This window comes from Butyrivibrio sp., from assembly GCF_017635265.1.
Taxonomy (GTDB): Bacteria; Bacillota; Clostridia; order Lachnospirales; family Lachnospiraceae; genus Butyrivibrio.
Map to the genome: position 1 here is coordinate 1 of NZ_JAGBLU010000026.1, position 8,337 is coordinate 8,337.

At 41.6% G+C, this 8,337-nt stretch carries 11 protein-coding genes; 7 read left to right on the forward strand and 4 right to left on the reverse strand.

The features are described from left to right. Positions 1–534, forward strand: a 534-nt coding sequence (locus tag J6O61_RS03345; RefSeq protein WP_292209585.1) for a hypothetical protein, incomplete at its 5' end; no start/stop codon positions are given. Positions 535–615: 81 nt separating this feature from the next. On the opposite strand, the gene J6O61_RS03350 is transcribed toward J6O61_RS03345, so the two are convergent. Next, positions 616–900: an HU family DNA-binding protein gene (locus tag J6O61_RS03350; protein WP_022766405.1), complete on the reverse strand. Its 285-nt coding sequence runs from the start codon at positions 898–900 to the stop codon at positions 616–618. A gap of 176 nt (positions 901–1,076) precedes the next feature. Next, on the reverse strand, positions 1,077–2,435 hold the full coding sequence (locus J6O61_RS03355) for an MATE family efflux transporter (RefSeq protein ID WP_292209588.1): 1,359 nt from the start codon (positions 2,433–2,435) through the stop codon (positions 1,077–1,079). A 97-nt stretch (positions 2,436–2,532) separates the two neighbouring features. Here J6O61_RS03355 and J6O61_RS03360 point away from each other — a divergent pair, with 97 nt between their 5' ends. Together J6O61_RS03360 and J6O61_RS03365 are read left to right on the forward strand one after the other, a co-directional pair. After that, positions 2,533–2,901, forward strand: coding sequence for a response regulator (locus J6O61_RS03360; RefSeq protein WP_022767677.1), 369 nt, complete (start codon positions 2,533–2,535; stop codon positions 2,899–2,901). 20 nt (positions 2,902–2,921) lie between these two features. After that, positions 2,922–3,326 (forward strand): amino acid-binding protein, encoded by a 405-nt coding sequence (locus tag J6O61_RS03365; protein WP_292209593.1) that lies wholly within the window; start codon positions 2,922–2,924, stop codon positions 3,324–3,326. 70 nt (positions 3,327–3,396) lie between these two features. Here J6O61_RS03365 and J6O61_RS03370 read toward each other — a convergent pair whose 3' ends face one another. After that, positions 3,397–4,182, reverse strand: coding sequence for a class B sortase (locus tag J6O61_RS03370; protein WP_292209596.1), 786 nt, complete (start codon positions 4,180–4,182; stop codon positions 3,397–3,399). Positions 4,183–4,305: 123 nt separating this feature from the next. On the opposite strand from J6O61_RS03370, the gene J6O61_RS03375 reads away from it, so the two are divergent. From J6O61_RS03375 to J6O61_RS03385, 3 genes are read left to right on the forward strand one after another with little or no spacing between them, the layout of a single operon-like run. Continuing rightward, positions 4,306–5,295 carry a helix-turn-helix transcriptional regulator gene (locus J6O61_RS03375; RefSeq protein ID WP_292209599.1) on the forward strand — a complete coding sequence of 330 codons (990 nt, stop codon included), beginning with the start codon at positions 4,306–4,308 and terminating at the stop codon, positions 5,293–5,295. 27 nt (positions 5,296–5,322) lie between these two features. Continuing rightward, positions 5,323–6,825: a 4-alpha-glucanotransferase gene (malQ, locus tag J6O61_RS03380; RefSeq protein ID WP_292209601.1), complete on the forward strand. Its 1,503-nt coding sequence runs from the start codon at positions 5,323–5,325 to the stop codon at positions 6,823–6,825. A gap of 25 nt (positions 6,826–6,850) precedes the next feature. Further along, positions 6,851–7,372, forward strand: a complete 522-nt coding sequence (locus tag J6O61_RS03385) for a cysteine hydrolase family protein (protein WP_292209604.1) — start codon at positions 6,851–6,853, stop codon at positions 7,370–7,372. Here the strand turns inward: J6O61_RS03385 and J6O61_RS03390 are convergent, their stop codons facing one another. After that, on the reverse strand, positions 7,373–7,546 hold the full coding sequence (locus J6O61_RS03390) for a hypothetical protein (protein WP_292209607.1): 174 nt from the start codon (positions 7,544–7,546) through the stop codon (positions 7,373–7,375). Between the two features lie 273 nt (positions 7,547–7,819). On the opposite strand from J6O61_RS03390, the gene J6O61_RS03395 reads away from it, so the two are divergent. Further along, positions 7,820–8,209: a DUF4342 domain-containing protein gene (locus J6O61_RS03395; protein WP_292209610.1), complete on the forward strand. Its 390-nt coding sequence runs from the start codon at positions 7,820–7,822 to the stop codon at positions 8,207–8,209. Positions 8,210–8,337: the final 128 nt, after the last annotated feature.

Here is an 8,337-nt window from a genome sequence, read left to right on the forward strand (position 1 = left end):
CAAGGCGCCAATAAAACAGGTATGGGTTTATTTGCAGGAATGTCAAGGCTGGATGCCAAAGAAGAAGCGCCTTCCAAGCCTGTTGAGATAACAGAAGATATTGTAAAGGAAGAAAAACCGACCAAAACAGTCAACGAAACAAAGAAAGAATCTGTGCAGGTAAAAGTTGTGGAAGTGCCTGTTGAGGAGCCTGTAGTGGAAGCCCCTGTAATGCCGCAGCCACAAGTTCAAACACCTGTTATTGAAGAAATTCCTGAGCAGCCTGAAGTTATTAATGAGAGAATTAATAAAGCTGAAAAAACAGATAAAACAGAAGCATCTGCTAAGAGCAACAGCAGATACGAGAAGGAGAAGTTCCTCCTTCTGGATATCAGAGGTTACAGAGACTATGTTGAACATATGGCTAAGGCTGCCAATATGTCAGCAACAAAATACATAAGAAACCTTATCCAGCAGGACATGGACAAAAATAACGATATTTACCTTGCTCACAAGGCTTTAGAGGAAAAGCTTAGAGGAAGATCGGGAAACTAAGAAAAACGTCTAAAATCGCCTTTAAATGCATTTTAAAAGCCCCCGGACATAAGTCCGAGGGCTAAAATATTGTCTATTAAATTATTTCTTCTTTCCGTTTACAGCATCCTTAAGTGCCTTACCAGCTTTGAATTTAGGAACAGTAGCTGCAGGAATCTTGATAGCTGCGCCAGTCTGAGGATTCTTACCTGTTCTAGCTGCTCTCTTAGCTGTCTCGAATGTTCCGAATCCAACAAGCTGAACTTTGCCTTTTTTCTTAAGCTCTTTTGATACAGCGTCTGTGAAAGCCTTAACAGCCTTCTCTGAATCCTTTTTTGAAAGACCAGTCTCTTTTGCGATAGCATCAACAAGTTCTGTCTTATTCATGGTATAATACCTCCCTCAAAATGAGTAATTTTTACTACAATGAAAATTTTACACCTTGTTTTGGGCATTCTCAATAGATTAAACACGAAAAAATGCCAAAATTCGTTGTGTTTTTTAGTGCAGAATTCTGAAAAAGCGCTAAACTATTGACTTTTTACAAAAAGAGTATTATAAATTCACAGTTTTGCTACTGTTTGGCGGTATACTTTGATGAAATAGCAGGCAGATAGGGCAAGTGAAGATACTTCGGCGATAGGAAATGAGAGCCAAACGAGGTTTATGTTTCCGGTCTTAGATAAGAGCCATGCAGCCGGTATAAGCACAACAAGCTGTCTGCCTACGGATATGATCAGAGAGTAGATACTCTTTGAAAGGGCCTGAAATATGGATCCCATGGTTATGCACAGGCCTGCTACAGGGAATGAGAGGCATATTGTGCGAAGCGCCGGAATACCTATACTGAGCATGTTTTCGTCTGCATTGAATATTCCCAGGAGCTTATCAGGAATGGTGAAGAATACAATTGCTCCTATAAACATTATGGAAAGAGCAAGTGCAAGTGAAAACCTGAGAGCTTCAATGATACGGGACTTCTTTTTGGCACCGTAGTTATATGCCAGTACAGGTATAAGTCCGTTGTTTAAGCCAAATACAGGCATAAAGATAAAGCTCTGCAGTTTGAAATAGATTCCGAATACCGCTGTTGCAATAGGTGATAGCATGATCAGTATCTTATTCAGCAGATAAGTCATAATTGAGCCGATGGACATCATAAGTATCGAAGGGACACCAACGTAGTATATTTCTCTGATGGTCTCAAGCTCAGGGTGAAGTATCTTTTCCCGGGAAAAGACAATTTCCTTATTGAACTTCAGATTACAGGTGAGCCCGATCGCAGCTCCGATAAACTGACCCAAAACGGTTGCATAAGCAGCTCCAGCGACGCCAAGTTCGGGGAAAGGTCCGATTCCGAAGATGAGCAACGGGTCGAAAATGATATTGATAATTGCACCGGTTGCCTGTGAAATCATGCTGAATATGGTCTTACCCGTGGACTGAAGAAGCCTTTCAAAGGTCATCTGGAAGAATATTCCGGCGGAAAACAGGCAGATAATTCTGAGATATTTTGTGCCGAACTCCATGATTATTCCACTGCTGTACTGGGATGCAATAAAAGGACGGGCAAAGAAAATACCTATGATAAAAAAGAGTACGAAATTGAGGAATGTCAGAAACAGACCATTATTGGCTGCTGCATTGGATTTATCAAATCTCTTTTCACCAAGTGAGCGTGACAAAAGGGCATTAATACCGACTCCTGTTCCTGAGCCCATGGCGATCATCAGGTTTTGCATGGGAAACGCTAAAGTAACGGCAGTGATGGCTTCGGTTGCATGATTGGGAATACGGGCTACGAAGGCACTATCTACTACGTTATAAAGAGCCTGCACCAGCATGGAGATCATCATGGGCAGGGACATGGAAATGATAAGTTCTTTTATGGGCATTACGCCCATTTTGTTTTCTTGATTCATGGATTTTCCTTTGGATTCTTCTTTTTTTCATTTATTATACATGATAATATAATAAAAAGACCTTTTTAGTGATATGTATTGATGTGAAGGAGACTATATGCGTAAAAGAGTGCTTATTGCTGATGATACTACACTGATGAGAGAAATGATAAGAGGAGCGCTTCCGGCTGAGGATTACCAGATAGTCGGGGAGGCAACTTCCGGTGATAAGGCAATTGAACTTTATCAGGAGACTAAGCCGGATGTGATGATTCTTGATATAAATATGCCTAAGATGAACGGTATTGACGCACTTACAGAGATAATGAAGATTGATCCCAATGCCAAAGTTATCATGTGTTCAGATCAGAAGTATGAGTCTATGATAATGATGGCCCTCAAAAAGGGAGCAAAGGACTTTGTAATAAAGCCTTTTACATCGTATGATGTGCTTCTTGCGGTCAAGAAGCTCTTCGATGGGGAATAAATACAGAAAGAGAGACAGTTATGTTAGACCAGGTTTCAATTTACGCAGAGAACAAGAAAGGTTGCTTTCAGAGCATCACAGGACTTCTTAATTCCAATGGAATCAATATTTTAGGTTCTGTAACCAATGATTCGGCAGAATACGGAATTATCAGAATGGTGGTTTCGGATCCGGCAAAGTGTATTGAGGTCCTTAGAGGAGATGGCTATATTTGCAAAACTACGCCGGTTTTAGCCGTTGAATGTCCGGATGAGGTCGGAGCCCTCGACAAGATATTAAAGACGCTGTATTCCAGCAATATTAACGTTAATTACATATATCTTTCATTCAACAGAGAATCGGGACTTCCGATCATGGTGATGCACACCGATGACATTTATCAGGTGGAGAACATCCTTACAAACAAAGGATATAACTGCATTTGATCCTGATAAAGCATGAATATGGATATAACAAATAAGTCATAGATGTTATATAACATCTATGACTTTTCTTTTAGTTATTTAATGTCCAACCATCAACCTTGGCAGTGTGAATAACCAGTCTTTTTCCACTTCCGGATCTACCGCTACAGGTTGAGAGAGTAAGGATAGAAGGAAACTCGTCAAGGTTTAGATCTGATGGCTTTTCGTACAGATTGTTGCTTGCTATATATTTAATGAAATCGTTGTACTCCTGCTCGGAGGTTACAACCGAATATGAGTCACTTCCAACGGTTGTTACATAATAGGCGAAAACGCGGTATTTATAAACGGCATTTTCTGTGTAGATATAGACATAAGGATTTGAATCGATAATTTCCCTGCCACCCTCCTGGATGAGCTGTTTGAATTTACCGAACATTGAACCGTTTCTCATGTTGTGGCCGAAAATGATATCGTGCATTCCGGTGAAATCCGTAGTGCTGAGAACATCGGTGAAAAGACATCCTGAGCTGTTGTACTTGCCTTCAAAGGTCTTTTTGATGTACTCATCAATCTCTTTTTCGTGAACAACAGGATAGCTTAAGTCAAAGCAAGGCATGTAGATCCAGGCGACAAAGTCACTGTTTATGCTCTTTAACTGGGCATAATCAATCTGAAGAGGCGGATATGTGGCGCCATCGGGCATTTCGGCCTTATCTGCCACGGATATGGAATCCTCAACCAGCTCCTCGTACTCAGTGCCTGCTATGTTATATTCCTGCTTTTCTCTGTAAATACCTATGGACTCATATATTATTATCGCAATACAGATTAGGATTACTATGAGCCTGAAGGGTTTACTGCGAATAATCTTCATGACAATCCCTCATAAAAAATAATAGTCTTCTATTTCATTCTATTACCCAAATATCGCTAAATCAAGAAAAATGCACTATAATTGATATTGTTATGTCGGTTCATTTTACAGGGAGGATGAAGCATGCCAAGAAGTGCTAATCAGAAATTAAAACTATATTATCTCTACCGGATTTTACTTGAAAAGACCGATGATAACCACACTATAACCATGCCCGAGATACAGCAGCATCTGGAGAGTCGCGGAATTGCAGCTGACAGAAAGAGCCTTTATGACGATATGGATGCTCTGAGGACGCTGGGATTTGACGTTATCGGAGAAAAAGACGGAAGAAATTTCTGTTATCATCTTGGCAGCAAGGAGTTTGAGATAGCAGAGCTTAAGCTTTTGGTGGATGCTATTCAATCTTCCAAGTTTATTACAGAGAGGAAGTCCAGTGAACTGATAAAGAAGCTTACTGGGCTTGTAAGTGACTACGAGGCGCTTCAACTTAAGCGCCAGGTGGTGGTTCAGGGCCGAATAAAGACCATGAACGAGAGCATTTATTACGTGGTCGATGAGATCCATAGTGCAATTAGTAACAACAATAAGATCCGTTTCAATTACTTTAAATGGAATATCAATAAAGAGATGGTTCCGAGAAAAGAGGGAAAATATGAGGTAAGTCCCTGGGCGCTGACCTGGGATGACGAGAATTATTACCTTATAGCATTTGACTCAGAAGCAGGAATCATCAAGCATTACAGAGTTGATAAGATGCGCGATATTGATATTATCGAGGAGAAGAGAGAGGGAAGAAGCCACTTCGAGGAATTTGATATGGCGACCTACGCCAGGATGAATTTCGGAATGTTCGGCGGAAAAGAGGTCAAGGTTAAGCTTAAGTTCAAGAAGGACCTGGTAGGAGTTTTACTGGACAGATTCGGAAAAGATATTGCTATTCGTTCTACAGACGATGAAGAATGGGCGGAAGCAAACGTTGATGTGGCCCTCAGTGAACAGTTTTTGGGATGGATCTTTTCCCTTGGCTCAAGCATAAAGATTGTTGGACCGGATGAGGTTGTAAAGCGCTTTACAGAGGATCTTGGCGCAATTGAAAAGCTATATAAATAACAGATGTTATCTAAGGAGGATAAGGTTTTGAACAGGGAAAGCGGAGTGCTGATGCCTATTTTTTCACTGGCATCAAGATTTGGGATTGGATGTTTTTCAAAAGAGGCATTCGAATTTGTGGATTTTTTAGAGAAGTCCGGACAGGGTTACTGGCAGGTTTTGCCACTTGGTCCTACGGGCTATGGCAATTCTCCGTATCAGCCACTTTCGGCCTTTGCAGGTAATCCCTATTTTATTTCGCCTGAAAAGCTTATAGAAGAGGGGCTTTTGTCCTGGGATGATGTAAACTGCATGGATTTTGGCAGTAATCAGGAGTGCGTGGATTACGGAAAACTCTACGAAAACAGATACACGGTACTTAAGAAGGCCTATGATAATTTCCTGGAAAAGGGCGACAAGAAGGAACTTGAGAAGTATTTTAAGGAAAATGCATACTGGCTTGAGGATTATGCATTATACCTTGTTATCAAGGAGCTTCAGGGCGGAAAATCCTGGACAGACTGGGATAAAGAGCTAAGAAGCCGCGATAAAAAGGTTATCGACGAGATAAAAAAGAACAACAAAAAGGAAATGGAATTCATCTATTTCCAGCAGTTTAAGTTTGATGAGCAGTGGAAGGCACTTCTTGAATATGCACACAAACACAATGTGAAGATCATCGGCGATCTTCCCTTTTATGTTGCCATGGACAGCGCAGACAGCTGGTCACATCCGGAAGTTTTTGAGATGGATAAAGACTTTAAGCCCAAATCAGTGGCAGGATGCCCTCCGGATGCTTTTTCGCCTACAGGCCAGCTTTGGGGAAATCCTATTTATGACTGGGATGCGCTCAAAAAAGACGGCTATTTATGGTGGATAAAGAGAATTGAGCGCAATTATCAGTGGTTTGACGTGATCCGTATTGACCATTTCCATGGATTTTCCGAGTACTACGAGATTCCTTTCGGGGATGAGACTGCAAAGAACGGCAAAATGAAGAAGGGTCCGGGAATGGATCTTTTCGATGCGCTTAAAAAGAGCCTCGGAGAGCTTGATATGATCGCAGAAGATCTGGGTAATAACACAGAGGAGAATGTTAAACTTCTTAAGGATTCAGGTTTTCCGGGAATGAAGGTGCTTCAATACGGCTTCACCAGCTGGGACAGTTGCTATGTAAATCACAGACATGAGAAAAACTCTGTTGTTTATACCGGCACCCATGATAACACACCGACTTTTGCCTGGGTTCAGGAGATTAACGAGGGCGAAAGGTCTTTTACCAGAAGATACGTAAACTCCATGAATACGGACTATGGTGCCTTTGTGTGGGATATTATCAGGGAGGCATATCGCTCCGTGGCGGATTTGTGTATAATTCCTTTACAGGATTATCTGTGTAAGGGAAAGGAAGCCAGGATCAATACCCCCGGAACAGCAGAGGGAAACTGGCAGTGGCGTCTTACACCGAACTATCTCTCGGAGGATCTGGCAAGAAGCATCAGACTTTTGAGTGAGACCTATAGTCGCCTGCCCAAGGTTTCCGAGGAATAAATTATATTTGGGAGAGAGAAAAGATATGAGAAAAATACTTATTGTCATCGACATGCAAAAGGACTTTGTTGATGGGGCACTGGGAACAAAAGAGGCAGTAGCCATCGTGCCAAACGTGGTAGAAAAAATCAAGCGTTATGATATAAAGGACGTATTTGCCACAAGAGACACACATCAGCCAAACTATATGGAGACTCAGGAGGGAAAGAATCTTCCGGTTGTTCACTGCGTAGAGGGAACGGAAGGATGGGAAATAAATAAAGCCGTTGCAGCCGTACTTGATGGGGCAACAATCTTTGACAAGCCTACCTTCGGCTCAACAGCTCTCTGCGATGCAATATTAAAGCTCTCCAAGGAAGAAGAGCTGGAAATTGAGATGGTCGGACTTTGCACCGACATCTGCGTTGTATCAAATGCGCTCATGCTCAAGGCCTTTATGCCTGAAGTAAAGATCAGCGTTGATTCCTCATGCTGCGCGGGTGTTACCGTGGAAAAGCACGAAGCAGCGCTTGAAACCATGAGATCTTGTCAGATCAATGTCATCTGATCAGCCAAGAAGCAGGATGATAAAAGTAATAAATGAAGCAGCAAATACGGAAGTTGTGGTGGCAGTGATGATTTTTTGAGTGAAAACTTCTTTATCCACGTACTTTCCGCCGATGTTTATTGCTTCCACTATTTTCGTGCCATTTGATTTTGAATAAAAATTTGAATTGCCCATTGGTATAGTCTCCATGTGATTTGACAACAACCGATATAGCTATAATACCCTATAATTCTGTATTTCCCGTAATCAGTCGCTAAAGAAAGTATAAAAAGAGTCTGTAATTTTTGTGGATTGTTGTTACGGTACGTGCAGAGGGGGAAAAATATACGGCTATAATTCACGGAATGTAATATTTTTGTGGACAGTATCTCCGGATATAATCATATCATCAGCAAAACACATAGCTGATTTCGAGATAGATCACAAAGATTAGAGGAGGGACTTAAAATGGAAATCACATTAGAAGCTATCGAGAAAGTAATGGAGGCAACAGGAGTTGAATACAAGACTGCCAAAGAAGCCCTTACAAAGACAAACGGAAATGCTGATGAGGCTATCAAACTGATCCGTCCCGATACAATAGACATCGGAGAAGAGGCTAAGGCAGCTGTAGAAAAGCTCAAAAAGAAAGTGGAAGAGGGCAATGTAGACAGGATCCAGATTCGCAAGAATGATGAGATCGTGCTCAGTGTTCCTGTAAATGTAGGAATCATCGGAGGATTTCTTGGACGTGCTGCAGCACCCTGGGCTATGATCGCCGGTTCCGTGGCAGCATTCGGACTTGGATGCAAGCTTGAAGTAGTAAAAAAAGACGGAACTACCGATGAAGTAAAGTAATAAAAAACTGAATACTAAATATGACCGGGCCATTATTCATCGCTGATGGATAGTGGCCCTTTCTGTTGCACTTTTTATCTGCCACGCGAGGGAATGAGTCCAATAAAGTTCCCACCACAACATCTAGC

Excerpts from the sequence above, each read along its gene's own strand:
- J6O61_RS03375 (WP_292209599.1), top strand. The coding sequence starts at position 4,306 with ATGCCAAGAAGTGCTAATCAGAAATTAAAACTATATTATCTCTACCGG.
- J6O61_RS03360 (WP_022767677.1), top strand. The coding sequence starts at position 2,533 with ATGCGTAAAAGAGTGCTTATTGCTGATGATACTACACTGATGAGAGAA.
- J6O61_RS03365 (WP_292209593.1), top strand. The coding sequence starts at position 2,922 with ATGTTAGACCAGGTTTCAATTTACGCAGAGAACAAGAAAGGTTGCTTT.
- J6O61_RS03385 (WP_292209604.1), top strand. The coding sequence starts at position 6,851 with ATGAGAAAAATACTTATTGTCATCGACATGCAAAAGGACTTTGTTGAT.
- J6O61_RS03350 (WP_022766405.1), bottom strand. The coding sequence starts at position 900 with ATGAATAAGACAGAACTTGTTGATGCTATCGCAAAAGAGACTGGTCTT.
- J6O61_RS03355 (WP_292209588.1), bottom strand. The coding sequence starts at position 2,435 with ATGAATCAAGAAAACAAAATGGGCGTAATGCCCATAAAAGAACTTATC.
- J6O61_RS03395 (WP_292209610.1), top strand. The coding sequence starts at position 7,820 with ATGGAAATCACATTAGAAGCTATCGAGAAAGTAATGGAGGCAACAGGA.
- J6O61_RS03390 (WP_292209607.1), bottom strand. The coding sequence starts at position 7,546 with ATGGGCAATTCAAATTTTTATTCAAAATCAAATGGCACGAAAATAGTG.
- J6O61_RS03370 (WP_292209596.1), bottom strand. The coding sequence starts at position 4,182 with ATGAAGATTATTCGCAGTAAACCCTTCAGGCTCATAGTAATCCTAATC.